Source organism: Paenarthrobacter sp. CM16, assembly GCF_013179505.1.
Lineage (GTDB): Bacteria > Actinomycetota > Actinomycetes > Actinomycetales > Micrococcaceae > Arthrobacter.
In genome coordinates this window covers 1-24,406 of record NZ_JABMCX010000033.1, presented here as the reverse complement: position 1 = coordinate 24,406, position 24,406 = coordinate 1, and the positions used below count along the sequence as shown (strand labels likewise).

Genomic DNA, 24,406 nt, shown 5'->3' with positions numbered 1-24,406 from the left:
GGGAATGGTCAGGTGCTGAGGGCGGGACCCCCTGGAGCGGTGTCGGCCGTCCGGCGGCCGTAGTCAGCATTCCTTCACGGAGCAAGCCGCAACTGGTTGAATCCTTGGCTCAGGGAATTGCCGGCATAGGACGTATGCCCTACCTCGGGCAACTGCAGGCCCAGCATGGCGGACCGACCGGCGCTCGCGGCGGTAACAGTGCCTACAGGCTGGCAGGGGTGTGGGACAGGCTGGTAGTCGGTTCCGATCTCGCCCAGGCTTTGGCCGGCCTGGGTGGCCAGCCAGTGCTATTGGTCGATGACCTTATTGACAGCCGTTGGACCATGACGGTCTCGGCCAGGGCGCTGCGTCATGCCGGCGTGGGGGCGGTGCTGCCGCTCGCGTTGGCGCAGGCGGGCTAGGGGGGCAGGACCTCTCGGATGGAACTGCGGATGGAACTGCGCAGGGAACTGCGGATGGAACTGCGCAGGGAACTGCGTCTGGAACTCTGCCCGGAGCTGCGTCATGTTGTGATCGCTCCCACTCTGCGTCTATAGGATCGACCCAACAGCCTGCTGTCCGTCGCGGGCACTCCAGAACCCGGACCGGAGCCATGAGCACAAACCCGAGCAACACCGACGTCGAAGCCGCTGACCAGCCGACGTGGCGGCCGCGACTGGCACTGCTGGTGGCCGCGACATTTTTCATGGAGTTCCTGGACGGGACCATCCTGACCACGGCCATTCCCAGCATCGCCTCCGATTTCCGGGTGGCACCGGCCGACATCAACATCACCATGACGGCGTACCTGGTGACTGTTGCCATGGGTATCCCTTTGAGTAGCTGGCTGGCGGAGCGTTTTGGTGCCCGCAGGATCTTCTGTCTCGCAATTTCGGTGTTCACCATTGCCTCCCTGCTCTGCGCCATCAGCACCGACTTGACCATGCTCACGCTGAGCAGGGTAGCCCAGGGGATGGGCGGAGCCATGATGGTGCCCGTGGGCACCCTGGTGGTTCTGCGGGGCACACCCAAGTCCGAGCTTCTGCGCGCCACCGCCTACCTCGTGTGGCCGGGGCTTCTTGCACCTGTCCTGGCCCCGATGGTGGGCGGGGCGCTCACCACCTTCCTTTCATGGCACTGGATCTTCATCATCAACGTTCCACTGGGATTGGCTGCCTTCATCGCCGCGCTGCGGCTGGTTCCGCGGACACAGTTTGACGGGAAACGACGACTGGACTGGTTCGGACTCCTCCTGACAACCCTGGGCGTAGGGGCGTTGGTGGTGGGCCTGGAAACCTTGGGCGGGCACGCGTCCAACCTTCTTGCAGCAGGCGTGGTCATCGCCGGGGTTCTGTCCCTTGCAGGCGCAGTCTGGTGGATGAGCAAAGCGAAAGTTCCCCTGTTCAACCTCGACGTGTTCGGGACCCGGACCTTCAGGGCCACGTCTACTGGAGGGTTTATCTACCGGCTGACCATCAGCTCGGTCCCTTTCCTGCTGCCGTTGATGTTTCAGGATGGGTTTGGCTGGGATCCGCTGAAGGCAGGTGTGATGGTGGCAGCGGTGTTTGTGGGCAATATTGGGATCAAACCGGCAACTACGCCCTTGATCAGGCGCTTCGGGTTCAAACCGGTGCTTGTCTTTGCCTCGTTCGCCTCGGCTGTGACGTTTTCCCTGTGCGCTTTCCTTGATGCCCAAACACCTGAGCCCCTCATTTTCGCCTTGTTGTTGTTCAGCGGCGCCTTCCGTTCCATCGGTTTTTCTGCCTACGCCTCGGTTCAGTACGCGGACATCGTTCCCGGGCAACTGCCGTCGGCCAACGCCATCTCGGCAACGTTGGTTCAGTTGGCGGCTGCAGCCGGGATCGCAGTGGGCGCTTTGTTCCTGCGGTTGTTCGAGACCACCGACGTGTTCGGTCCGGATCAGGTGGCTGCTTACAAGGGTGCATTCGTAGCCATGGCTGTTTTGATGCTGATCAGCACCGTGGACAGCCTCACCCTGCACCGCCACGCGGGGGCTGAGGTCAGCGGCGGCGTCAAAACCGGATGAGGCAAAACCAGCAGAGCACAGCGGGGGAGCTTAGCCCGGCGGCAGAGTGAAGCGCGGCTGAGCTCCTGCCCTTTGCGCATCCGGAATTTATGCACGTCGGCTATAGCTCCGGATTCCTGAGGGAGGAAGCACGCTTAAACGCAAAAGGTCCCGGTTTCGAAAAACCGGGACCAATTCGCGGAGACGGGGGGATTTGAACCCCCGGTGGAGTTGTGCCCCACACTTCATTAGCAGTGAAGCCCATTCGGCCGCTCTGGCACGTCTCCCTTTGCTATTGCTAGCCCACCAAGGATACGCAGAACGTGCCGTCCAGCGCAAAACGTAGACATTCTCCCGCCCGTTTCGATGGTTCGCTGCTCAGGGGGCCGTACGAACGGCCCGGCTTGCAGCGGACCATCGAAATGGATCCGTGAATGCGGTCAGTTGCTCCCAGCCAGAGATCGCCACAGGAAGTGGTTGCTCCGCGCCTGCAATGCCGCCGCCTGCCGGTTATCCGACGCGCCGGCGTGGCCTCCTTCAAGGGCCTCGTGGAACCACACATTCGGGATGCCCATGGCTTGCATGCGCGCAGCCATCTTGCGGGCTTGGACGGGTCCCACCCGGTCATCGGAGGTGGCAGTCCAGATGAACGTCTCGGGGTACTCCACGCCGTCATGCAGCAGGTGGTACGGCGAGAAGGTGCGGATGAAGTCCCATTGCGAGGGGACATCAGGGTCACCGTATTCGGCGATCCACGAGTACCCGGCGGAGAGCTTGGTGTACCGGCGCATGTCCAGGAGCGGCACGCCGCAGGACACTGCGCCGAACAGTTCGGGGTACTGGGTGAGCATGTTGCCCACCAGCAGCCCGCCGTTGGAGCCGCCGACGCAGCCCAGGCGCGGGCGACTGGTGACGCCACGGGAGATCAGGTCCCGGGCCACAGCTGCGAAGTCCTCGTAGGCGCGGTGACGGTTCTCCTGAAGGGCGGCCCGGTGCCATGAGGGTCCATATTCGCCGCCGCCGCGGATGTTGGCCACAACGTAGACCCCGCCGCGCGAGTGTGCGCCGGTGCCGTCCTCGGAGGAAACGCCCACAGTTCGCCGTTCGAGCCATGCCCGGCCAATGGACCCGCTGTAGGCCGGGGTCCGGGAGATCTCGAACCCGCCGTAGCCGGAGAGCTGCGTGGGGTTCTGGCCATCGAGGACCAAGTCCTTGGACGCCACCTGGAAGTACGGAACCTTGGTGCCATCGGCAGAGACGGCAAAGTGCTGCTGGACCTCGTACCCGGCTTCGTTGAAGAACGACGGCGACCGCTTCACTTCGGCATGCCGGCTCACCACGCCGCCGTCACCGCCGCCGCCGGACTGCCTGTCCCCGGAGGGCGTCAGCGTTCCCCGCGTCAGCGTGGTGGGCGTGGTGAAACCGGTGGCAACGAGCCAGAAGTCGTTGCCGGCTGCGCCCGGGTCTTCCTCATCCACGGCATAGGCGTTGACATCATGCAGCGGCGGGCAAGCATCCAGGAGGGTGGACGTCCAAGCACCTTCGGCGTCAGTAGTGGAAGGGTCCAACACCCGAATTTCCGAGGAGACGTCGCGCAAAAGGTTCAGCAGCAGGTAATCCTTGGTCCAACTCCAGGACTGCAGCGACGTTTGGGCATCCGGCGTGAACAGGACCAGGAGAGAGCGCGCCCCCGCGAGGTAGGACTCAAAATCGGCAGCCAGCAGGGAACCTGCGGGGTACACGGCGCCGTCCACGTCCCAGTCTTTCTGCGGACGGAACAGCAGCCAGTCGCGGTGGGCGCTGATGTTGACGTCGGTGGGTACGTCGATTGCCACCCACGAGTCTTCGCGCAGCAACCACGTGCTCCGGTTGTAGAAATCGATGTAGTCCACTGCGAAGGTCCGCTCGTAGCCCGGCGTCGAGTCGTGGGCCACCATGGCCAGCATGTGGTCTTCGGGGATCTCGAAAAGGCGCTCAGCCTGGGCCAGCGCTTGGCCGCGGCGAAGCTTCACCCCGGTGCGCGCATAGGAGGACGTCGTTGCGGGAAGCCCATCTGCCGTGCTGGATACCAGCAGAGTGTCCGCATCGAGCCAGCTCACGTTTCCCTTGGCTGTAGGGAGGTCGAAGCCGTCCTGCACAAAGGTGCGGGATTCGACGTCGAACTCGCGGTGCCGGTCCGCGTCGCCGCCGTCGGGGGAGAGCGAAACCATAGCCAGGCGGTACTCCTCTCCCTCGGCGGGCCGGAGGAAACCGGCGCCGTGGAAGACCCACTCAACTTCCTCGGTCGCGGCAAGTGCGTCGATGTCCAGCAGGACATCCCACTCCGGCTCTTCGCTGAGGTAGCTCTCCCAGGTGGTGCGGCGCCACAGGCCTTTGGGGTGTTCCTGGTCTTTCCAGAAGTTGTAGTAGTAGTCGCCGCGTTTGGAGACCATGGCGATGCGGTCTGTTGAGTCAAGGACTTCCAGGATGCCGGCTTCAACAGCGGCATACTCGGTGTCTTCGAGCAGTTCCTCGGTACGGGCGTTCTGTTCGCGGACCCACGCCAGCTGTTCCTCACCGTGGATGTCCTCGAGCCAGACGTTTTCATCCGTGGGCTCAGGCGCGACGTCCGCGGCATGTCGCGGCCCGGTGGTGGTGGCAGTGTCTTTCCCGGGAAGTGGCGCCTGATCAGCTTCTGTGGTGGTCATCGCCCCATCCAAGCAACAGTGTTCGACTGGAAGCAAGTCACACGGAAGTTACGCTTGAGCGTGGCTAAATCGCAAACCAACCGTGTTGCCCTCATAGGGGCGGGCCCTCGCGGTACCAGCGTCCTTGAACGGTTGCTTGCGAATTGGGCTGCAGATACCCCGCAGGGAACCCGCCTTCACATCGATGTGGTGGATCCTTTTCCGGCCGGTTCCGGCCACGTGTGGCAGCCGGAGCAGTCACGGCTGTACCTGATGAACACCCAGTCGTTCTATCCCACCCTGATCCCCGAAGACCCGCGGTTGGCCCCGCCCCTGGCAGGTGGTTCCTTCGAGCAATGGCGCCAGGCGCGTCGTCGTGATGGCGAGGGACTGAACCACGCCGAAAAGGCGGAACTAGCTACCCTGGAAGCGAACAACTTCCCCAGCCGGGCCCTGTATGGCAGGTACCTGCGGCAAACCTTGGCGGGGTTGCTGGACCGGCTGCCCGACGGCGTCGAGGTCACCTTCCATGGCACGTCCGCCGTAGCGGCACGTCCCCTGGCGGACGGAACAGCGGACGGGTTCGACGTCGAACTCGCCAACGGCGACACCCTCACCGTCGGCTCCGTGGTCTTGGCGCTGGGGCACGTTGAGTCCCGTCTGAATCCGGAGCAGCGCTCTTTCAAACGCGCTGCAGAGGAGCAGGGGCTGCTCTACTTTCCACCTGCACCGCCGGCCGACGTCGACTGGCAAACCGTACCGGACAACCAGTCTGTCCTGGTGCGCGGCATGGGACTGAACTTCTTCGATGTCATGGGCCAGTTGACGGAGGGACGTGGTGGCAAATTTGTTGACGCCGGCGCCCCGGGAGCCGGGGTTCTGGAGTACCGGGCATCGGGACGCGAGCCAAAAATCATCGCTGCCTCCCGCCGCGGCACGCCATACCGGGCCAAGGCGGGTCTGGATGGTTACTATCCGAGCAGCATCACCATGAGGTACCTGACCGAAGACGCCGTGGACCGGTTCCGTGCAGCGGGAATCCAGCCTGGCTTTGATCATGACCTGTGGCCCCTGCTGCACCGCGACGCTTTGTGGGCTTACTACTCAACCCTGGCCCGTTCCCAACCCGCGGCCATCAAGGACCCTGCGCAGTTCCTCGCCGATCTTGAAGACGCGCTCCAAGTACACGCGCACACCACCACGCATTGGGAAAGCAGCGTCGGTGACCTCGTGGAGAAGCACGTAGTGGCCTCCCGCCGCTTGAACCTTCGCGGACTTGCTGCGCCGCTCGCAGGGCGTACCTTTGCATCACGGCGTGAGCTGGACTCGGCCATCACGGCTTACTTGGATGATGATGCCAGGCGTTCCGCCCTTGGGGAGGCGGACCCCGTCAAAATGGCCATCGGTGCACTGCACACCGGACGGGCCATCCTCAAATCGGTGGTGGCGGATGGCGGAATCACGGATGAGTCGTGGCTCTCAGGTCTCCGCGGTTGGTTCGAGTCCTTCGTGGAAGGGCTGGCCAGCGGTGCTCCTGCACTGCGCTCGGAGCAGCTGGCCGCTTTGGCGCGTGCCGGCGTCGTGAGTTTTGTGGGACCTGACCCGAAGTTCAGCGTGGACCGTTTCGCCAAGGTATTCCGGGCCGTTTCTCCGTGGGTCCATGATGAGCCGGTGGAGGCGCCCACTTTGATCGAGGCGATGTCGCCGGCGAACAGGGTGGGCATGAACGTCTCTCCCTTGCTGGAACAGCTGATGGCTGATGGCTTGGTCCGAGCCAAGATCATGATGGGCGGCGAGGGCGTTCCCGTGCAGACAACCGGCTTGGATGTTGAACCGCATCCATACCGGCCGGTGGCGGCGAACGGGTCCATCACCAGGAATCTCTACGTCTTGGGCCTTCAACTCTCCGCGGTGCAGTGGGGCACGGCCATTGCTGCGGAAGCACGTCCACGGACCGGACGGGCCTACGCCAGCGGACAGCGGACGCTCCGCGATGCCGACGAGATTGCCCGCAGCATCCTGGCCCGCTAACCCCCGACCAGATAGCTCCTGTAAGACGCCAGCAGGGCCCCTCACGAAGGAGGGGCCCTGCTGTTTCTCACTCAGGGCGTGTTAGCCCCTCAAGCACCTCTGGTACTCCAGCCACGCGACTGCGTACCTGAGCCAGCCCACGATGTCGTACCACTTGGACGGCTTGGTGGGCGCCGTGCACTGGGGCGGGTTCGGTCCGCTCTCAGCAACCGTTACCAGGGCCTTCACCACGGTTCCGCTTTCGACGGCGGTGAGCACCAACGTGCCGGTGCCTGCAGCTGCTGCGGCGGGAACCTTGAGGTCAACCGTTGCCGCCCCCGCTGATACGGGCACGGATCCGAGCGGTGCCGAGGCCCCCTTGCTGTCAACAAAGACGGCGTTGAGCGTGGCGTTGGCAGGGCTGCCAATGGACGTCAGGTTCAGCTTGGAAACTGCCAACGTGATCGGCTCGCCTGCCTTGACACCGGCTGCGGTGGAGTTCACCACAGCGACCGAACGGCGGGCGAAGTCCGGCGACACCGGCTTGTGCTCCTGCAGGTACTTGATCCAGGCGTCGCGGTCCACCAGCCCGGTGTCCTTGGTGTTGCTGCCCTCCTTGAAGACCCTGAAGTTGTCACCGCCGGTGGCAAGGAAGCTGAAGGTACCGATCCTGTACTGCTTTGCGGGATCAATCAGGCCACCGTTCACCCAGATGCCGGTGATGCGGTCGCCTGCGGGACGGGCGGCGTCATAGGTGTAGTTGACGTTCTTGGACAGGCCAAGCTGCTGGTAAGGGCGGCTGGGCACGGTGCCGTCAGCGTTGGTCTGCCACTGCTGCTCCAGGAGCGTCTTGAACTGGGCACCCGTCAGGGACGTGGTCCATAGGTTGTTCACGAACGTCAGGACCGCGTTGGCCTCGGCGTAGGTGATGGTTCCGTCCGGCGCGTAGTAGAGCTCGTTGCGCAGGCCGCCGGGGTTTACGACGCCGATCTCCGCCGCACCCAGCTCGGGTGCCTTGAGGGTGTCCACCAGGGAGTCCGCCACCAGGTTGCCCAGGGTGGACTCGTTGGCGCGATCGTCACGCTTGGGAGCGCCGCCGGCCGGGTCCGGAGTGAAGGCCGTGGTGATATCGGCGGTGACTGTGCCAACGGGCTGGTTCCCGATTTCAGCAGCTTGGGCGAGCGCCTTGTCCACGATGGTCTTCACTGCAGCCACCCTCGGGTACGCGGCAACCAGGCTTTCGGCGGTCTCGGTGGTCCGGTCCACGATCGCTGCCTTGTACGCCGTCACCGACTTGCTGGCAGTGTCCACAGTGAGCGTCACGCTGCCCACGTTCTCGCCGTAGTTGCCGGTCTGAACGATGGGACGGGTCTTGCCGGTCGGCTGGCCGTTGGCGTCCAGTACCGGTGCGTCCCAGGCGTATTCCTTGTGTGTATGTCCGGTGAAGATGGCAGCAACGTCGGGAGTGGTTTCGTTGACCAGCTTGGCGAACGGTCCTCCGGCGGCCACTTCCTGCTCCAGCGTGGCACCCTCAGGAGTGCCGGATGCGGCGCCGTCGTGGTTTTCCACGATGATGAGGTCGGCCAGGTCGTCGGCCTTGATCTTCGCGGCAACCCGGTTGATGGCCTCCACGGGATCCCCAAATTCGAGGTCCGGGATTCCGGCGGGTGTCACCAGGGAAGGAACTTCCTGGGTGACCGTGCCGATGACGGCCACCCGCATGCCGTTCATGTCCAGCACCTTGTACTCCGGCAATACGGGCGTGGTGGTGCCCTTCTGGTAAACGTTGGCGCCGAGGTAGGCGAACTTCGCGTTGGTACCTCCGGCGACGACGCGGTCGCGCAGGTCCTGCCAGCCGCCGTCGAACTCGTGGTTGCCTACAGCGGAGGCCTGCAGCTCCAGGGCGTTCAGGACGTCGATGGTGGGCTGGTCCTTCGCTACCGCAGAAGCGAAGAGTGAGGCGCCGATGTTGTCGCCGGCTGAGATGAAGGCCGTTGCGCCGGGGGCAGCTGCCGCGCGGAGTTTCTCCACCGTCCCTGCAAAGAGCACGGTGTTGGTGTCGATGCGGCCGTGGAAGTCGTTGATCCCCAGGAACTGCAGGTCAACGCTTGCTGGTGCTTCCGTGGTCAGGTTCAGGCCCACCACTACAGGATCGTGGTCGCTGGCCCGGAACTCGTCCGCGGCATAGTAGTTGGTCACATTGTTGTTATACCTGCTGTACTCAAGCGCTACGGATTCCACGGAGTTGATGTTCCAGATATCGGTTCCAGTGACTGCCTTGGCTGCAGCCGGAGAGGCAAGGATGTGGTCCAAGGAACCCACCATGCCGCCGAACAGATATGAGTGCTTGCCGGTGCCCGCCTCAAGGTCCGTGTAGCCGGCACCCGTGAGGACATTAATGGGGTCTTCCTTGGCGTAGGCGTTGAAGTCACCGATCAGGAAGACTTTGTCCGTGCCCTTGGAGGCCTGAAGATCCTTCGAGAAAGCGAGCAGCGATTCAGCCTGCTTGGTGCGGGCAATGTTCGAGGCGCCCTGGCCCTTGTCGGTATCGTCCGGAGTAGCGGCCGAGCCCTTGGACTTGAAGTGGTTCACGATCGCGATGAATTTTTTGTCATCCGATCCGCCCACCGGCTTGAAAACCTGCGCGAGGGGCTTGCGTGCGCTGGCGAATGCCACGGTGTCGTTGTGGATGATGGACTCGCCTACAGGCTCAGCCACGGCTTTCTTGAAGATGAAGGCAGTACGGATCATGTCCTCATCGCTCAGCGGGGGAGCATTGGCGGGCGTCCGCACGTAGTCCCATACGCCAGGCGTCTTCACGTTGAGGGCATCCACCAGTTTGGACAGGGCATCATCACGGTTCTTGCCGAACTGCGCGGAGTTCTCGATTTCCTCGAGGGATACGACGTCGGCGCCGGACTTGGTGATGGCCGCGACGATCTTGGCCTGCTGGCGCTCGAAGTTCTCGGCGTTGGCTGCACCGCGGGCGTTGCAGCCTTCCTTGACCGTGATCGGGTTGCCTTCGCGGTCCGTGTAGAAGACACACCCCGTGAGCTGGTCACCGGTGGTGGGGAAGTAGTTGAGCACGTTGAAGGAAGCCAGCTTGAGGCTGCCGCCAACATCTGCCGGACCCTCGGGCCGGCTGGCAGTGAAGCCCGCCGGCTGGACGGACTCAGCGTTGGCCGGGCTCAATGCCGCCAGCGGCTGGAACTTCCAGGAGTTGTTGCCGTAGCCCAGGATGACGTCTGTCCGGAACTGCGCGGGTGAACCCACGCGGACGGGATCCGACGCTGTCAGGTACGGCAGGACCTGTGCTTTGGTGGTGGCATCCTTCAGGAAGTTGGTGGATGCGCCGTCGTCGAGCTTGATGGCCCGGAGGGCGTTGTCCGCAACCACTGCCGCGTGCTCCGGGGAGCCGTACGCGGCCACAGCCGTGGGCTGGACCAAAGGTGACGTTCCGGCCGCGAGGCCGATTTCGCCATACTGGTTCAGGGAGTAGTTGTCCGTGACAGTGAAGTCCCCCTGGGGCGCCACGAGCATGCCTTCCAGGCTCTCCCTGGCCGCCTCATTGGCCGGCAATGTGAACGGTGTGGATTTGACCTCGGGAGCCGCCTCAGTGAGCTTCTTCATCCCTGCAGCTTCAACAGTGAGCTGGGTCTGGTTGGCGAATTCGCTGACAACACCGGTGAGTTCCAGGTAATCGCCCTGCTGGACCGTGGCCGCCGTCGTCGGTGAATAGATGAACACAGCGTCCGACGCCGACCTGGCCGCCCCGGCGGTCCAACCGCCGGTTCCGGGGGTCTGGAGGTAGTAACCGTTGAAGCCGCCGGTGGCGTATACGGCGGTGACCTTGCCACGGGTGGTCACGGTGCTGCCCGCAAGTGGGCTGGCCGGTCCGGTTCCCTGGATGTCGGCAATGGCCTTGACTCCGGGTTCGGGCTGGGGATCCACGGGCGGAGTTCCGCCGCCGCTTGAGGCGGTGGGGGTAATGGTGGCGCTGAGGCTGAAATCGGCGGCGTTGGAGTTGGTGTCAGCGCCATTGGTGCGGTTCAGGCTCTTGACGTCCGAGTTGCCGGTGGGCGCGGTTGCCGGGGCAGTCTCAAAAGTGTTGGAGGTGCCATAGCCCAGGAGGTCGGCAATAGCGGCGTTCTCCGTGACCGGGCCCGCAGGGAGCGGGGTAACGGCGCCGGCCTGCTTCGCCAGGATCAACGTGCCCGTGGTTCCGCTGGGATTCAGAGTTCCGGTGGCCTGCACATCGGCCGTGGGAAGTGCCGGCGCGGTGGACGTTCCGCTGTTGGTGGCCCCTTGGACCAGGAAGTAACCCTTGGCCGGGATGCTGCCGGACAGGGGAGTGATCCCCGTGGGTGCAGCGGTGGCGGTGCCGGACCGGTACTGCAGTGACCAGCCCGCCAGGCTGACGGGGGAATCAGAGGAGTTGTAGAGCTCCACGAATTTGTTCTTGAAGGCGGCGCCGGCGCTGCCGCCGCTCAGGTACGCCTCGTTGATCACCACCGGCGACGAGCCGGCGGGTGCGGATGGATCATCCGCTGCCATGGCTGGAGCTGCCGTCAACGGGGCGGCAAGCAACCCCGCTGACAAGACTGTTCCTGCCAATACTTTCCAATGTTGTTGGTGCATCCGCTCTAACTTTCATTAGGGGCCCTGTGGGGCCTTTTTGGACGACGCCCACACTCTGGTGATGTGGGCGTTGTTCCGGAAGTTACTCCGGCGTAAACCTGTTGCTCGGGCATAGCAGAACACGGTGGAATGAATGGCAGGTGGACCGGGGGTGGCCGATCGGGTGCACCTGCGCTATTTGGCTGCACCCTTAAGGGATCCCGTGGTCGCGGCACCGGACGCGCCGCCGATCAGGCAGAGAATTTCGCGGTCTCCGTTCTTCCACGAGTCGCTGGTAGGGTGGAGGAAGGTGACCTCCAACTCGGAATTTTCGAAGGGCACGCCAACGAAAGGTGCAAATTGGGCGCCACAGTACTGTTCGGCCTGGGTGCCCACTTCGGTATCACCAGGGAATGTTGATGCGTCCATGTTGGTCAGTGCGTACGCCTCGAGATCGTGGCTCTGATCGCACGGGATGACGGTCACATCCACAACCTCCTGGCTGTCCGGATTGGCGATGCAGTCACCCAGCTTCACCTTGAAGGCATCAGCCTTGGAAGATTCCGTGGGCTTTCCCGATTCGTCCCGCCTGGCATCGCCGCTGCTGATCAAAGAACAGCCCGCCAGCGCGATCGATGCGATGCCCAGCACAGCGGCAGTCTTCAGGCTTCGTGAAAAGTGGTGCATAGGGGTCCTCATTCCGGAAAGGAACACAGGCAGCAGGCCTGCGGTCAACCATGAGGGACCAGACAAGGACCCACGCCGGCTGATCCCCCAACACCGGCAATGAGCGGATCCGGCCGACCGCCCCTGGGTAGGAGGCAGCCGGGCGGGCCCGTTGTGTGAAAGCTAGGCTGTTTGGCCCAGGTCCTGAATGACTTTGAAGACGGCACCCGTGGGGTCCTGCAGCGTCGCCAAGCGGCCAAAAGGAGTGTCCTCGGCGGGTTGGGTGATAGTGGCACCCAAGGCGGTGGCCTGCTCCACTGCGGCGTCCGTGTCCTCCACGGCGAAATAGACGCTCCACATGGAGGGGACTTGCTCCGGGAGGAAGCCCGAGGCATCCATGATGCCCGCCTTGGCCTCGTCCCCGGCGCCAAGGGTGGTGTACCGGAATTCAGGAGTGTCGCTCATGACCTCCGTGTTCCAGCCGAAGACTTTCTGGTAGAAGGTGACCGCGGCGTCATAGTCCTTGGAAAGGAGTTCGTGCCATGCCGGAGCGCCGGCCTCAGCCGCGAGTTCGTAACCGGTCATTTCACCGAACTCCCAAGCACCGATCGAGGCGCCTGAAGCATCGCCATACATGGCCATGCTGCCCTGCTCAGGAACGTCCATGGGTTCCAAATACACCTGGCCTCCGTGGGCGGCTGCTGCCTCCGTGGTCGCCTTGATGTCATCGGTGCGCAGGTAGGTGGACCAGACATCCGGCATGGCGCCCATGTCAGCCTGCTTCGCCATGATGCCTGCCACCATCCGGCCATCCTTCAAAGCCGTAATGTAGCCGCCGTACTTTTCCTCATCCCCGGTCTCGTAGGTCCAACCAAAAAGCGCGTTGTAGAACGTCTTCGCTTTTTCAGTATCGGACGTCATCAGATCAATCCAGCAGGGTGCGCCGGGAGTGATGTCAGGCTTAGGCATGGGTCGGGCTCCTGTTGTTATTCCGCGGCGAAAGCTACGGCATATGTCAGTGGTGTGGAGACAGACAGAACACTATGCGGGGGGTCTGACACTTTCAATGATCTTCCGGGTGTCAGTTCTCAGTTGGCAGGCCGGACGGCTCAGCGGAGTGCCGCGCGAGGCCCTGCGGAGGAGGGTTGGGCATGCAAAAATGCCCCGGGTCCTGGGACCCGGGGCATCTCATTTGCGGAAGGTAAGGGATTTGAACCCTTGGTACGGGGTTACCGCACACTGGTTTTCAAGACCAGCTCCTTAGGCCGCTCGGACAACCTTCCTCGCCTAGTAGTGTTTCATAGGGAGTTGGCTGTTCCAAAACATCACGTCCTCCAACCCCTGCCCCGGGGGTTTGAGGACCAGCAAGAAACCGGGAGTTCGTCATGAAAGCCGTCTACATCTCAGAGCCAGGCGGGCCCGAAGTCCTCGAAATCCGCGAGGTCCCCGCACCGGTCCCGGGGACAGGCGAGGTCCTGATCGACGTCGTCGCCGCCGGCTTGAACCGCGCGGACGTCCAACAGCGCCGCGGCTTCTATCCGCCGCCACCTGGGGCCTCGGACATTCCCGGGCTTGAAGTCTCCGGACGCATCGCAGCCTTTGGTCCCGGCGTTACCAAGGCCTTCTCCGTGGGAGACAAGGTAGTGGCACTGCTCTCCGGCGGCGGCTACGCCCAGCAAGTGGCCGTGCCCGCCGAACAAGTGCTGCGGATCCCTGAGGGCGTGGACCTCATCACCGCCGCTTCCCTGCCCGAAGTTGCCGCCACCGTTTACTCAAACCTCATCATGACCGCACAGCTGCAACCCGGGGAGACTGTGCTCATCCACGGTGCAACGGGCGGGATAGGCACCATGGCCATCCAGTTGGCCAAAGCGTACGGCGCGACGGTAGCTACAACCGCAGGAACCGACGAGAAGGTGGGAACCGCCAAGGCCTTCCTGGGCGCCGACATCGCCATCAACTACACCGAAGAGGATTTCGCCCAAAGCCTCAAGGCACAAAACGGGGGCAAAGGCGCTGACGTGATCCTCGACGTCGTGGGTGCCAAGTACCTCCAACAGAACATTGACGCGCTCGCCGACTATGGCCGCCTCATAGTGATCGGCCTGCAAGGCGGAACTACAGCGGAGATCAACCTGGGGCAACTCCTCAGCAAGCGTGCTGCCGTGATTGGCACAGCGCTGAGGCCTCGGCCCGTGGCGGAAAAGGGCATCATCATGTCCGCCGTTCGTGAGTCCGTATGGCCGATGCTGACGGACGGCAGGATCAAACCCCTGGTAGCAAAATCCTTCCCGTTGCACCAGGTCCGGGAAGCCCACGAGTACTTTGATTCCGGCGAACATGTGGGCAAGGTCCTGCTGCTTCTCTGATCCGTCCGTCCACCCGCAGCGAGGAGCCTTATGTCCATCCGGCACAGCCTGCTGGCCCTGCTCCAGGACCAGCCCCGGTACGGCTATGAACTTCGGGTCGAATTCGAGGACCGGACAGGAGCCGCCTGGCCGCTGAACATCGGGCAGGTCTACACCACCCTTGACCGCCTTGAGCGCGATGGCCTGGTCAGTAAAGACGGCGACGACGGCGGCGGCCACGTCATCTACAGCATTACGGACGCCGGGGCTGAGGAAGTGGTGGCCTGGTTTGGCGGGGCCGTGGACCGTGGCACCCCGCCACGGAACGAGATTGCCATCAAGCTTGCACTTGCCGTGACGTTGCCGGGCGTTGATACGTCCGCTGTGATCCAAGCCCAGCGGGAGGTTTCCGTCCAGGCTTTGCAGGAGCACACGCAGGCGAGGAAGGCAGCGTCCGCCCATCAGCGTTCCATCGACACCGCGGGACTTCTGGTGCTTGACTCCCTGATTTTCCAAGCAGAGGCAGAGGTGCGCTGGCTGGACCTGTGCGAGGCCCGCATGGTGCAGGCGCAGGTCAATGGCGGCGCCGGCTAGTCCACCACGGCGCGGACCTTGGTCACCCGCCGCAGGGATGTGACCGTTTACCGACCCTTTGTTCAGGGGTGGCGCGTGCTCCCTTTACTTGTCTGTGACGGTTGTTACTGTGCTGGAAGGCAACCGGCGATGCGGTCCCCACCGCGAAGATCGCCACAAACAGCAGTACCCATCACTGCAGCAGTTCTCAAGGAGGAGATATGGGCAAGGTTCCTGACAAGACAGGGCTCGCGGATAAATTGGATCCCGCGCTGCCTTCACCGGCCGTGGATGACACGGTGCGGGAGGCTGAAGAGCGGAAGTGGACTCCGGCCAAGATCGGCCTCTGGGTAGCTATTTCGCTGCTGGGAGCCGTGGCGTGGTTCATGCTGGCCCTGGTGCGCGGTGAGACTGTGAATGCCATCTGGTTCGTTTTTGCCGCAGTCTGTACTTATCTGATCGGCTACCGCTTCTACTCCAAGGTCATTGAGCGGTACCTGCTCAAGCCGGACGATCGCCGTGCTACTCCCGCTGAATACAAGGCGGACGGCAAGGACTATGTCCGCACCGACCGGAATGTGTTGTTCGGCCATCACTTCGCCGCAATTGCCGGAGCCGGTCCGCTGGTGGGGCCGGTCATTGCAGCCCAGATGGGTTACTTGCCCGGCACCATCTGGATCATCATCGGCGTCGTCCTTGCCGGTGCCGTCCAGGACTATCTGGTCATGTTCTTCTCCATGCGTCGCGGCGGCCGTTCCCTCGGCCAGATGGCACGTGAAGAGCTGGGCGTCATTGGCGGAACGGCGGCCCTGGTAGCCACGCTGCTGATCATGATCATCATTGTGGCCATCCTGGCGCTTGTGGTGGTCAACGCCTTGGGAGAGAGCCCGTGGGGCGTCTTCTCCGTGGGGATGACCATCCCCATCGCACTGTTCATGGGCGTCTACCTGCGTTTCATCAGGCCCGGCAAGGTGATGGAAGTATCCATCATCGGGTTTGTCCTCCTTATGGCGGCCATCATCGGCGGCGGTGCCGTGGCCGGAACCGAGTGGGGCGCGGCCTTCTTCCACCTGGATAAGGTCACCATCGCCTGGGGCATCATCGTTTACGGCTTCATTGCCGCCATCCTGCCGGTGTGGCTGCTGCTGGCCCCGCGCGACTACCTCTCCACCTTCATGAAGATCGGCGTGATCGTGATGCTCGCGCTCGCCATCATCGTGGTGCGGCCGGAAATCACCGTCCCGGCGTTCAGCGAGTTCGCCAGCCGTGAGAACGGCCCCGTCTTCTCCGGCGCGCTCTTCCCCTTCCTCTTCGTCACCATCGCCTGTGGGGCCCTGTCCGGGTTCCACGCCCTCATTTCCTCCGGCACCACACCGAAGCTGATTGAGAAGGAACGCCAGACCCGTTTCATCGGCTACGGCGGCATGCTGATGGAATCCTTTGTTGCCATCATGGCCCTGGTGGCTGCCATCTCGATCGACCGTGGCATCTACTTCGCCATGAACGCGCCCCTTGCCCTCACCGGCGGAACGGTGGAATCCGCAGCGCAATGGGTGAACAGCCTCGGCTTGGCCAACGTGAACATCACTCCTGATGTCCTGGCGCAGACGGCCAAGGACGTGGGCGAGGAAAGCATCATTTCCCGTTCCGGTGGTGCACCCACCTTGGCAGTGGGCCTGGCGCACATCATGCAGCAGTTCATCGGCGGGCCCGGCATGATGGCCTTCTGGTACCACTTCGCCATCATGTTCGAAGCCCTGTTCATCCTGACTGCCGTGGATGCCGGCACGCGTGTTGCCCGCTTCATGCTGCAGGATTCCATCGGCAACTTTGTTCCCAAGTTCAAGGAAGCATCCTGGCGACCCGGTGCCTGGCTGTGCACCGCCATCATGGTGGGTGCATGGGGTGCCGTGCTCCTGATGGGTGTCACCGACCCCCTCGGAGGCATCAACACTCTCTTCCCGTTGTTCGGCATTGCCAACCAACTCCTGGCTGCCATTGCGTTGGCCGTGTGCCTGGCCATCACTGCCAAGCGCGGTGTCTTCAAGTGGCTGTGGATAGTGGCGGTGCCGCTTGCCTTTGCCGCAGTGGTGACCATCACCGCCAGCTTCCACAAGATCTTCTCGCCGGTTCCCGCAGTGGGCTACTTCGCCAACAACCAGGCATTCTCCAAGGCCCTGGCGGATGGCAAGACCGAGTTCGGCACGGCCAAGACCGTGGCCGCCATGGAAGCGGTGGTCAGGAACACCATGATCCAGGGCGTGTTGTCGGTCATCTTCGTGACCCTGAGCATCATCGTGATCGTGGCCGCACTGCTGGCAACCATCAAGGCTATCCGTGCCGGCGGTGGACAGGACCATGAGGACCCGGCGGTGCCGTCCAGGGTGTATGCCCCGGCTGGACTGATCCCGACCCCGGCGGAGAAGGCCCTGCTCGCTGAGTGGAATGCCCTCCCAGCGGAAAAAAGAACGCAGAAAGCCGGACATCACTGATGAATGCCGTGGCCAAAGGACTTCGCGGGTTCGCCACCTACATGGGTTCGCTCATGGGCGCCGATGCATACAAAAAGTACCTTGAACACTTCAATGCCGGCGGCCACGCCGGTCCCGCCATGACCGAACGTGAGTTCTGGCGGGACCGGATGGACCGGCAGGACAGCAATCCCCAAGGGCGTTGCTGCTGAAAGGGGGCGGGTTTCGCTATGAACGAAGTCCACAATGAAAGATTGGACGGCGGTTCGCGCGAACCCCATGAGAGTATGAACGAATGAGCGATCTGAACAACATTCAGCCCACGGATGAGGCTTCGGACGACACCCCCGTGGAGGGAACCACGCTGGAAGGTGGGCTTGAGAAGCCCCTCGGACAGCAATCCGACGGGGGAGAGCCCGGGAAAGCTGCCAAACCCAAGGCAGGCAACCTTCACGAGCTCGTAGACGAGCCGGCCAAGGTGATGCGGATCGGAACCATGATCCGCCAACTCCTGGAGGAAGTGAAGGCCGCGCCCCTGGATGACGCTGCCCGTGGCCGCCTCGCTGAAATCCACGAGCGCTCCATCAAGGAACTCGAGGACGGGCTGGCACCGGAGCTGATCGAGGAGCTGGAACGCATCAGCTTGCCCTTCCCTGATGAAAAGGCGCCCTCGGATGCGGAGCTTCGCATTGCCCAAGCACAGCTGGTGGGTTGGCTGGAAGGCTTGTTCCACGGCATTCAGGCAGCCCTGGCTGCCCAGCAGGCTGCCAAGGAACATGCGGCCGCGCAGATGCACCTTCGCCAGCTCCCGCCGGGGACTGTTATTGCGCCGGGCATCGTTATCGGTGAGAACGGTCAGCCGCAACGGGCCGCAGCGCCGGGGGTTCCCGGTACTGCTCCTCAGCCGGGCCGGCCGGAAGACCCCGACCACGGTCCGGGTCAGTACCTCTGAGTTCCCAGGTGGGTTTCTTTGGGGCCGTCCGCCAAGGACGGAAAGACGATCTGGAGCTTGGCAAGGGGCTGTGGCGGCGCGCCCATGACCGTTTCCACCGTGGATTGGATCGGTATCACCAGGTTCTCGAGGGCGTTGATGATGAACAGCTCTATGGCGAACTGGTTCAGATCGCCAACGAGCTCGCTGAGTTGTCTGCCCGTGTGAGGACTATTTGCGTCGAGGCACAAAAACGTTCTCCGAGCGACGGACTGGACGTTCCCGGGGCCTTGGCCGGCGTGCACCGGGCGTTGTCCAAGGCCGGTAATTCCTTGGCCACCACAGCAGAGGCGGCGGCGATGTTGAGGCTGGCTGTGGGCCCCGTGCCGGTGGGAGCCCTGTCCGTCAGGCGGCGTGCTGAGTCGGTGTTCGAGCAGGTGGCTGACGCGGAGCGGCAACTCAGGGCCTGACAAGCAAACAATAAGCCAAGCGTGCGCAACTACACGCGCACGCCTTTATTCCTCCTGGACAAGAAGTTAAGCGCAGAGCTGATCTCCGTAACAATCCGGGCTTTTAACAGGTTCGTGCTGGCAGGATGGCACACATGACTTCGTCACCAACACTTACTTTCAACGACGGCAACACCATCCCCCAGCTCGGCTACGGGGTGTGGCAAGTTGAAGACGATGTAGCCGAAAAGGTGGTGCGCCAGGCTTTCGAAGCCGGCTTCCGCCACATCGATACCGCCAAGATCTACGGCAACGAGGCCGGCGTCGGCCGCGCCATTGCTTCCTCCGGCCTTTCCGCCGAGGACATCTTCATCACCACCAAGCTGTGGAACGCTGACCAGGGCTATGAGTCCACCCTCGCCGCTTTCGAGGAGTCCATGGACCGTCTCGGCCTTGAGACCCTGGACCTGTACCTGATCCACTGGCAGCAGCCCAAGCAGGAAAAATACGTGGACACCTGGAAGGCCCTTATCGAGCTCAAGAAGCGCGGACGGGTCAAGTCCATCGGTGTCTCCAACTTCACCAAGGAAGGCCTGCAGCACATCATCGATGAAACCGGCGTTGTTCCGGCCATCAACCAGGTGGAGCTTCACCCGTTCTTCAACCAGGCAGACCTCCGCGAATTCAACGCCTCCAAGGGCATCCTGACCCAGGCTTGGTCGCCGTTGGGACAGGGTGGCGAGCTGCTTGAAAGCGCCACGGTTGCCGAGATTGCCGCCAAGCACGATGCCACTCCCGCCCAGGTGGTCATCGCCTGGCACCTGGCCATCGGCAATGTGGTCATTCCCAAGTCCGTCACTGAGTCCCGCATCCAAGAAAACTTCGCAGCGCTCAACGTCACGCTGGACGCCACGGACATCGAGGCCATCAACGGTCTTGACCGCGGTGCCGAAGGCCGCATTGGACCGGACCCGGCAGTCTCCGACTTCGCCTAAACCCGAAGCCTGATCCCGGTGCCCCGTCCCCTCCCCGGGGGCGGGGCACTTGCCGTTAACGCACGAGGCCGGTACCCGGCGTCGTGACGCCCCGCACCTGAGTCCGTGGTGAAATTGAGCAACCCCAGCCCACGGAGGACGGAGCTTGCATGGTGGTGTTTGACGCCTTGGAGCGGCAGATTGTTGCCGCTCTCCAACTGGACCCGCGGTGCCCTTGGCGCAAAATGGCGGCGGCGCTCGGCGAAGCAGAGCGAACCGTGGCCCGCCGCGGCTCACAGCTGTTGGAGTCCGGGGCGGTCGCCGTGGTGGGCATCCGGCCCAAGCCGGCCGTGGTGCTGGTGCAGATGCGGTGCCTGCCCGGTACAGTGCGGGCAGCGGCCCATGCACTGGGGCAAAGGGCGGACACCACGTTCGTGTACACCACTACGGGTGCCGGAGACTGCGTTGCGGAGATCCTCACCGAGCCATCCCGCATGGGTGATGTGCTCTCTGACGAGTTACCGGCAACCATTGGCCTGCGAGACGCCACCAGCTACCCCGTACTGCGATACTTCCGCACCATCCGCGGGTGGCGGCCGGAGATCCTCCCCAACGACCAAGCGGACGTGCTCCGCTCCAGCCTCACCCGCGATTCCGGCAGCCTGGTGCCGCGGCAGGAATTGAGCCGCCAGGACCACGAGATCGTTGATGCCCTTTGTGCCGATGGCAGGATGAGCTTTGAAGCGTTGGGCAGGCGGGTGGGTGTCTCGGAAGCAACAGCGCGTCGCCGCACCGAATGGTTGCTGGCCAACAACCAGGTTCATTTACGCGCGATCCTTGAACCGGCGTCCTTTGGCTTGAACGTTGAGGCACTGCTCTGGATCCGGGCCTCTCCGCAGCATGTTGAACAGGTGGGCAAGAGCCTGGCGGAGCTGCCTACTGTCCGCTATGCCGCGGCGATCGCCGGCGACTATCAAATCATGGCCGATGTCACGGTGCAGGACATGGCAGCCCTTTACAGTTTCATCACGGATTCGGCATGGGCGCAGAACGCCGTCACCGTGGATGTTTCCATCCTGTTGGACGCAGGAAAACGCGGTGGCAGGGTTATGCGCTCACGGTAGTCATTGGTTTCTGCGCTGATGTCACTTCAGGCGCGACGCCTGCATACAGGGTCTGCTGTTCGAAGGCGTAGCCGTAGCGCAGCAACTGCATATCCGTGTAGTGATTGGTGGCCAGTTGCAGCCCGATAGGGAGTCCTGAAGGACCAAAGCCGGCCGGGACGCTGAGCACAGGTAACCCCGTGGCGGACAACAGGCAGGCCGAGCGCATCCAGTCCAGATACGTTTCCGAAGGCACCCCGGCAATGTCCGCCGGGTACCGCTGCGAGGCATCGAAGGGGAGGACCTGCGCGCACGGGCTGGCGAAGAGGTCGTACTGCCCAAAGAATGACTGGACGCTTTGTTCCAGCCGTGTTCGGGCCGCCGCGGTCTCCAGCAGGTCCCGGGCAGTGAGATCGAAGCCCTTCCGGACGTTCCAGTGCACCTCGGGTTTGATGACGTCCCCGGCGCGTTCCAGGATAGGTCCCAGTCCTGCGGCGAAGTCCATGGCACGGGTATTGCCGAATACAAGGTCGGCTTCGCTGAAATCGGGGGTGGCTTCTTCTACGATCGCCCCGAGCTGCTCAAAGACCTCCAGTTGCCGCTCAAGGTGATCCAGGATTTCACGGTCCACGGGGACCCCGATTCCGAAGTCCGGTGACCAGCCGATCCGGACGCCATGCATATCGGCTTGGAGCCCTTCCCGGAAAACCTCCGGGTTGAGCCCCTCCGGGTGCGGAACGCGGGGATCCTTGCCCGCAGTCACGGACATGAACAAAGCGATGTCCTCCACGCTCCGAGCCATGGGGCCGGTCCTTCCCAGCCACGCGTAGGCGTTGACGTCGGACGGCATGGGGATCACCGCCGTCGAGGGCCTGAAGCCCACCACATTGCAAAAGGAAGCCGGGATGCGGAGCGAGCCGCCCATGTCGCTGCCGTCGCCGATGCTTTGGACACGGGAAGCGACGACGGCGGCCACCCCGCCACTGCTGCCGCCGGCGCTGAGGGTGGGCGCGTAGGGGTTGGTGGTGGTCCCGAAGAGGTCGTTGAACGTGTGGGAGCCGGCTCCGAACTCGGGAACGTTCGACTTTCCGGTACTGACCACGCCGGCCGCCTTCAACCGCGCGATGATGAGGTCATCGGCGTCGGGAACGAAGTCGCGCAAGGCGAGCGAGCCCTGCGTGGTGCGCATCCCGGCGGTGTTGTTGGTGTCCTTGTGGGTCATTGGCACGCCGTGAAGGGGTGGGAGTTGTGCCCCGGACGCCGTCAGTTGGTCCGCACGGTGCGCCAAGGTCTGGGCACCTTCGGCGTCGAGGGTCACCACTGCATTGATCACGGGGTTGACCTCGGCGATGCGTTCAAGGTGTTCGGCCAGGGCTTCGCGGGCAGAGATCTTCTTCGCCCGGATCGCTGCGGAAAGTTCGACGGCGGACAGCTCGCCAATGGTCTCAGGCATGGTGCTCCTTTGCTGGATGTCTACTGCCTTGAAGTGTGCCCCGTCACACCGGAGCGCGGAAGCCCGGAACCCCCGATGGCAAGGTTTGACGGATTCGGCCAGATGAGAGGCTGATTCCGTCAGCTATTGTTTGTGATCCGGCTCATAGTGAATGGTGTTTCTAACCCCGTGGCCGATCCGGTTACTGGGTATGGATTTGCCCCACAGCGCCACACACTGCACAGCGTCGTTCCGGTCGAGGAACAGCTGAGGGGCTCTCACCCGGAGGTTTCCATGCACCAACCCCTGGCACTGCAATCACTGGTTCCCACCGATTCGACCGACATCATGGTCATCGCCAACAATCCTGTCCTGTGGATCTGCGTGGCCGGCGTCTTCGGCGTCATTATCCTCCAATCCGTGATCTTCATGAAGGCCGCCCGGCGGGCGGCACCATCGGTTGAGATGAGTCCGCAGGACATCAAGACCTCGTTTCGCTCCGGGGCCGTCTCCGCAATCGGACCTTCCTTGGCCGTGTGCCTGGTCGCCATTGCCCTGTTGGGCCTCTTCGGGGCGCCTGCTGTCCTTGTACGCATCGGCCTTATTGGATCGGCAGCCTACGAGGTGTCAGCGGCCAGTGTCTCCGCGGGAACCTTGGGGGCCAAGCTGGGTGAGGCCAGCTACACCCAAAGCGTTTTTGCTGTCGCCTTCTTCGTCATGAGCATCGGCGGCGCCATGTGGATGCTGGCCACCTTGATCCTGACGCCGCTGCTCCGCAAAGGAGACGCCAAAATCCGATCCGTTAACCCTGCGGCCATGGCGATCGTCCCGGCGGCAGCTTTGATCGGCGCCTTTTCCTGCCTTGGGCTCACGGAGCTCCCTAAATCCGGGGTCCATGTGTTGGCCTTCATCGTCTCCGCCGCGGTGATGGGCTTGTGCCTGCTGCTGGCGCAAAGGCTTCGCAGGAGTTGGCTGCGCGAGTGGGGGCTGGGTTCCTCCATTGTCATCGGGCTGGCCGCAGCCTACCTCGCAGTCGGCTCCTGAGACCGCCCGTCGCCGTCCCCTTCCATGAGCCCGAAAGGAATACCCAGTATGTCCTCCACCACCTCTGCTCCTGTCACCATCACCCAAACCGGTATGGCAGATTTCAACCGGACTACCTCCCGTTGGGGCCAGATCACCATGATCGCGGGGCTCCTTATTTCCTTGGCCGGCCCCTTGTTCCTGGTCTTTTTCGGCGGGCTGGACATCACTGCCGCCCAGTTATGGATCGCCTTTGCCGCAGTCGCTGCAACTTTTGGCATTATCTGGATCGTGGAGCCGCTCACGTACTACCCGGTGCTGGGACCTGCCGGCATGTACCAGGCATTCATGATCGGCAATATTTCCAGCAAACTCCTTCCTGCGGCGCTGATCGCCCAAACCAACATCGGGGCAAAGCCGGGCAGCAAGCGTGCCGAGTTGGCCGCCGTCGTCGCTATCTGTGGCGCCGCAGCAGTCCACCTGATGTCACTGGCAATCTTCGTTGGTCTCCTGGGCACTTGGCTCATCAGTGTCATCCCTCCCTCAGTGCTGCTGGTGACGCGCCTGTACGTGCTGCCTGCTGTGTTGGGTGCCGTGCTGGTGCAGGCCATCGTGTCCATGAAGCAGCCACGCACCACGGTGTTCGCGCTGCTGGTTTCGGCGGTCGTCGTGTTCATTGTTCTGCCGCTGGTGCCGTCGCTCGCCATGGTGTCCACCGCCATAGCTGTTCTGGGCACCATCCTGTTGGCATGGTTCTTCCGCTGCAAGGAAGCCATCAACGAGGCCACGCCGCACGTATAACAGCCCCGCCCCCCAAAACCCCGCAAAACCACCAGGAAGACAGGCCAATGACCCAGACAGCCACCGAACTGCGACTCGACGCCGAACAGACCGCCGAACTGCACTCCCTGTACCGTCACCTGCACGCCCATCCGGAACTGTCAATGCAGGAGTTCGCCACAGCAGCACTCATTGAAGAGCAGTTGGACCGTCTGGGGATTGAGCATTTCCGCTGCGGCGGCACAGGAGTGGTGGGAGTCCTGCGGAACGGTGACGGTCCGGTGGCGGCGTTCCGCGCAGATTCGGATGGCCTCCCCATCGAGGAAGCCACCGGGCTGGATTACGCCAGCACGGACAC

General features: G+C 63.1%; 17 protein-coding genes, 2 tRNA genes and 2 pseudogenes. 14 read left to right on the top strand and 7 right to left on the bottom strand.

What is annotated here, in order from left to right:
* Positions 1 to 401, top strand: a pseudogene (locus tag HP499_RS04625) (recombinase RecQ); the annotation flags it as partial.
* A gap of 191 nt (positions 402 to 592) precedes the next feature.
* Entirely contained in the window at positions 593 to 2,026 is a 1,434-nt protein-coding gene (locus HP499_RS04620) for an MFS transporter (RefSeq protein WP_172322751.1), read from the top strand.
* Between the two features lie 178 nt (positions 2,027 to 2,204).
* Here the strand turns inward: HP499_RS04620 and HP499_RS04615 are convergent.
* Both HP499_RS04615 and HP499_RS04610 read right to left on the bottom strand, forming a co-directional pair.
* Positions 2,205 to 2,292, bottom strand: a tRNA-Ser gene (locus HP499_RS04615).
* A gap of 153 nt (positions 2,293 to 2,445) precedes the next feature.
* Positions 2,446 to 4,692, bottom strand: coding sequence for a prolyl oligopeptidase family protein (locus tag HP499_RS04610; RefSeq protein WP_172322750.1), 2,247 nt, complete (start codon positions 4,690 to 4,692; stop codon positions 2,446 to 2,448).
* A 60-nt stretch (positions 4,693 to 4,752) separates the two neighbouring features.
* On the opposite strand from HP499_RS04610, the gene HP499_RS04605 reads away from it, so the two are divergent.
* Positions 4,753 to 6,702 (top strand): FAD/NAD(P)-binding protein, encoded by a 1,950-nt coding sequence (locus tag HP499_RS04605; RefSeq protein WP_172322749.1) that lies wholly within the window; start codon positions 4,753 to 4,755, stop codon positions 6,700 to 6,702.
* 81 nt (positions 6,703 to 6,783) lie between these two features.
* On the opposite strand, the gene HP499_RS04600 is transcribed toward HP499_RS04605, so the two are convergent.
* The 4 genes from HP499_RS04600 to HP499_RS04585 all read right to left on the bottom strand — a co-directional run bounded on the left by HP499_RS04600 (position 6,784) and on the right by HP499_RS04585 (position 13,247).
* Complete coding sequence (locus tag HP499_RS04600; protein ID WP_172322748.1) at positions 6,784 to 11,319, bottom strand: ExeM/NucH family extracellular endonuclease; 4,536 nt, start codon at positions 11,317 to 11,319, stop codon at positions 6,784 to 6,786.
* A 174-nt stretch (positions 11,320 to 11,493) separates the two neighbouring features.
* Positions 11,494 to 11,985 (bottom strand): septum formation family protein, encoded by a 492-nt coding sequence (locus tag HP499_RS04595; RefSeq protein WP_172322747.1) that lies wholly within the window; start codon positions 11,983 to 11,985, stop codon positions 11,494 to 11,496.
* A gap of 162 nt (positions 11,986 to 12,147) precedes the next feature.
* A complete protein-coding gene (locus HP499_RS04590) occupies positions 12,148 to 12,933 on the bottom strand; it encodes a VOC family protein (protein WP_172322746.1) in 786 nt (261 codons plus the stop codon).
* 226 nt (positions 12,934 to 13,159) lie between these two features.
* Positions 13,160 to 13,247, bottom strand: a tRNA-Ser gene (locus tag HP499_RS04585).
* 102 nt (positions 13,248 to 13,349) lie between these two features.
* On the opposite strand from HP499_RS04585, the gene HP499_RS04580 reads away from it, so the two are divergent.
* From HP499_RS04580 to HP499_RS04545, 8 genes are all read left to right on the top strand, one after another.
* Positions 13,350 to 14,333, top strand: coding sequence for an NAD(P)H-quinone oxidoreductase (locus tag HP499_RS04580; protein WP_172322745.1), 984 nt, complete (start codon positions 13,350 to 13,352; stop codon positions 14,331 to 14,333).
* Between the two features lie 30 nt (positions 14,334 to 14,363).
* Positions 14,364 to 14,906, top strand: coding sequence for a PadR family transcriptional regulator (locus HP499_RS04575; protein WP_172322744.1), 543 nt, complete (start codon positions 14,364 to 14,366; stop codon positions 14,904 to 14,906).
* A 200-nt stretch (positions 14,907 to 15,106) separates the two neighbouring features.
* Positions 15,107 to 17,377, top strand: coding sequence for a carbon starvation CstA family protein (locus tag HP499_RS04570; RefSeq protein ID WP_172322743.1), 2,271 nt, complete (start codon positions 15,107 to 15,109; stop codon positions 17,375 to 17,377).
* Entirely contained in the window at positions 17,377 to 17,568 is a 192-nt protein-coding gene (locus HP499_RS04565; RefSeq protein WP_172322742.1) for a YbdD/YjiX family protein, read from the top strand. The genes HP499_RS04570 and HP499_RS04565 overlap by 1 nt, the downstream gene beginning before the upstream one ends.
* Positions 17,569 to 17,651: 83 nt before the next feature.
* Complete coding sequence (locus tag HP499_RS04560) at positions 17,652 to 18,308, top strand: bacterial proteasome activator family protein (RefSeq protein ID WP_172322741.1); 657 nt, start codon at positions 17,652 to 17,654, stop codon at positions 18,306 to 18,308.
* Between the two features lie 8 nt (positions 18,309 to 18,316).
* Positions 18,317 to 18,757: a hypothetical protein gene (locus tag HP499_RS04555; protein ID WP_172322740.1), complete on the top strand. Its 441-nt coding sequence runs from the start codon at positions 18,317 to 18,319 to the stop codon at positions 18,755 to 18,757.
* A 134-nt stretch (positions 18,758 to 18,891) separates the two neighbouring features.
* Entirely contained in the window at positions 18,892 to 19,731 is an 840-nt protein-coding gene (locus HP499_RS04550) for an aldo/keto reductase (protein ID WP_172322739.1), read from the top strand.
* Positions 19,732 to 19,880: 149 nt separating this feature from the next.
* On the top strand, positions 19,881 to 20,834 hold the full coding sequence (locus HP499_RS04545; RefSeq protein WP_172322738.1) for an Lrp/AsnC family transcriptional regulator: 954 nt from the start codon (positions 19,881 to 19,883) through the stop codon (positions 20,832 to 20,834).
* Here the strand turns inward: HP499_RS04545 and HP499_RS04540 are convergent.
* Positions 20,818 to 22,266 carry an amidase gene (locus HP499_RS04540; RefSeq protein ID WP_172322737.1) on the bottom strand — a complete coding sequence of 483 codons (1,449 nt, stop codon included), beginning with the start codon at positions 22,264 to 22,266 and terminating at the stop codon, positions 20,818 to 20,820. The genes HP499_RS04545 and HP499_RS04540 overlap by 17 nt on opposite strands.
* A gap of 273 nt (positions 22,267 to 22,539) precedes the next feature.
* Between HP499_RS04540 and HP499_RS04535 the strand changes: the two genes are divergently transcribed.
* From HP499_RS04535 to HP499_RS04525, 3 genes and pseudogenes are all read left to right on the top strand, one after another.
* Entirely contained in the window at positions 22,540 to 23,289 is a 750-nt protein-coding gene (locus HP499_RS04535) for a DUF5058 family protein (protein WP_172322736.1), read from the top strand.
* Positions 23,290 to 23,337: 48 nt separating this feature from the next.
* Complete coding sequence (locus HP499_RS04530) at positions 23,338 to 24,069, top strand: hypothetical protein (protein WP_172322735.1); 732 nt, start codon at positions 23,338 to 23,340, stop codon at positions 24,067 to 24,069.
* A gap of 47 nt (positions 24,070 to 24,116) precedes the next feature.
* A pseudogene (locus HP499_RS04525) lies at positions 24,117 to 24,406 on the top strand (amidohydrolase); the annotation flags it as partial.

Coding starts and splice junctions, on each gene's coding strand:
- HP499_RS04620 (WP_172322751.1), top strand. CDS start 593: ATGAGCACAAACCCGAGCAACACCGACGTCGAAGCCGCTGACCAGCCG.
- HP499_RS04610 (WP_172322750.1), bottom strand. CDS start 4,692: ATGACCACCACAGAAGCTGATCAGGCGCCACTTCCCGGGAAAGACACT.
- HP499_RS04600 (WP_172322748.1), bottom strand. CDS start 11,319: ATGCACCAACAACATTGGAAAGTATTGGCAGGAACAGTCTTGTCAGCG.
- HP499_RS04595 (WP_172322747.1), bottom strand. CDS start 11,985: ATGCACCACTTTTCACGAAGCCTGAAGACTGCCGCTGTGCTGGGCATC.
- HP499_RS04590 (WP_172322746.1), bottom strand. CDS start 12,933: ATGCCTAAGCCTGACATCACTCCCGGCGCACCCTGCTGGATTGATCTG.
- HP499_RS04580 (WP_172322745.1), top strand. CDS start 13,350: ATGAAAGCCGTCTACATCTCAGAGCCAGGCGGGCCCGAAGTCCTCGAA.
- HP499_RS04575 (WP_172322744.1), top strand. CDS start 14,364: ATGTCCATCCGGCACAGCCTGCTGGCCCTGCTCCAGGACCAGCCCCGG.
- HP499_RS04570 (WP_172322743.1), top strand. CDS start 15,107: ATGGGCAAGGTTCCTGACAAGACAGGGCTCGCGGATAAATTGGATCCC.
- HP499_RS04565 (WP_172322742.1), top strand. CDS start 17,377: ATGAATGCCGTGGCCAAAGGACTTCGCGGGTTCGCCACCTACATGGGT.
- HP499_RS04560 (WP_172322741.1), top strand. CDS start 17,652: ATGAGCGATCTGAACAACATTCAGCCCACGGATGAGGCTTCGGACGAC.
- HP499_RS04550 (WP_172322739.1), top strand. CDS start 18,892: ATGACTTCGTCACCAACACTTACTTTCAACGACGGCAACACCATCCCC.
- HP499_RS04545 (WP_172322738.1), top strand. CDS start 19,881: ATGGTGGTGTTTGACGCCTTGGAGCGGCAGATTGTTGCCGCTCTCCAA.
- HP499_RS04540 (WP_172322737.1), bottom strand. CDS start 22,266: ATGCCTGAGACCATTGGCGAGCTGTCCGCCGTCGAACTTTCCGCAGCG.
- HP499_RS04535 (WP_172322736.1), top strand. CDS start 22,540: ATGCACCAACCCCTGGCACTGCAATCACTGGTTCCCACCGATTCGACC.
- HP499_RS04530 (WP_172322735.1), top strand. CDS start 23,338: ATGTCCTCCACCACCTCTGCTCCTGTCACCATCACCCAAACCGGTATG.